This window comes from Anoxybacillus thermarum (genome assembly GCF_000836725.1).
GTDB lineage: Bacteria > Bacillota > Bacilli > Bacillales > Anoxybacillaceae > Anoxybacillus > Anoxybacillus thermarum.
Genome location: NZ_JXTH01000134.1, coordinates 1 through 858, shown reverse-complemented (window position 1 = coordinate 858; position 858 = coordinate 1). Strand labels below are relative to the sequence as shown.

The window sequence follows — 858 nt, the reverse complement described above, 5'->3', positions numbered from 1 at the left end:
CCACCTGGTCGCTTGCCATTTCTTACGGAAGAACAACAACAGGAGATCAGACAACTGATATTAACTACCACCCCTGTGGATGTCGGCTGGGGCATTTCTTCGTCATGGAACACACGTATATTGCAATCTTACATCCAACAAACCTATGGCGTTTCGATGTCACGAGAAGGCATTCGCAAGTTATTGCATCGTCTTCGTTTGTCATGGACACGCCCGACCTATAAGCTCGTCAAAGGCGATCCAGTGCTTCAAGCAGCCTTTGAAAAAGAACTCGAGTTTATAAAAAAAAACTAATCACGGAAGAAATCGTTCTTCTTCATGTCGATGAGACGCATGTTCGCGCCTATCAGGCGCTTCGTACGACATGGGCAGAAGTAGGGAATCAAAAACAAGTGCCAAGCTACGGTCACCACGCCCATGTTTCCATTTTTGGTGCAGTCGACGTGCAACAAGGCGATGTCTTGTTTCATCGCGCATCATCCGCCAATGCTGAAACGTTCCTTGACTTTTTGCGCCTGTTGAAAGAAAAATATTCCGATCGATTTATCGTGCTTGTGTTGGACAATGCGCGTATTCATCATGCCAGGATGGTGCAGGCTTTCCTTCAAAGCGAAGAAGGCGATGCCTTTCATTTTATTTTTCTACCGCCGTATTCGCCTCATTTGAATTCGATTGAACGGTTGTGGAAGTGGCTGAAAGACGAAGTCATCGCCAACGTCCTGCATAAAGATCAAAAGGACATCGCCCAGTCGATTACTCGGTTTGAACAACATGTCTTACAGCACCCAGATGAGGTATTACGCCGCATCGGGTGTGCTGCGTGAACCAGAGGTTAAAATGTCAATTTGGATGTATATA

At 46.2% G+C, this 858-nt stretch carries 2 protein-coding genes; both read left to right on the top strand.

Features of this window, described 5'->3' with window-relative positions; all coding sequences use genetic code 11:
* A partial coding sequence (locus tag LH47_RS14740) for a winged helix-turn-helix domain-containing protein (protein WP_043967209.1) occupies positions 1-294 on the top strand: 294 nt, incomplete at its 5' end.
* Positions 294-824: an IS630 family transposase gene (locus LH47_RS14735; protein WP_326939245.1), complete on the top strand. Its 531-nt coding sequence runs from the start codon at positions 294-296 to the stop codon at positions 822-824. The genes LH47_RS14740 and LH47_RS14735, both read left to right, overlap by 1 nt.
* The last annotated feature ends 34 nt before the right edge of the window (positions 825-858 follow it).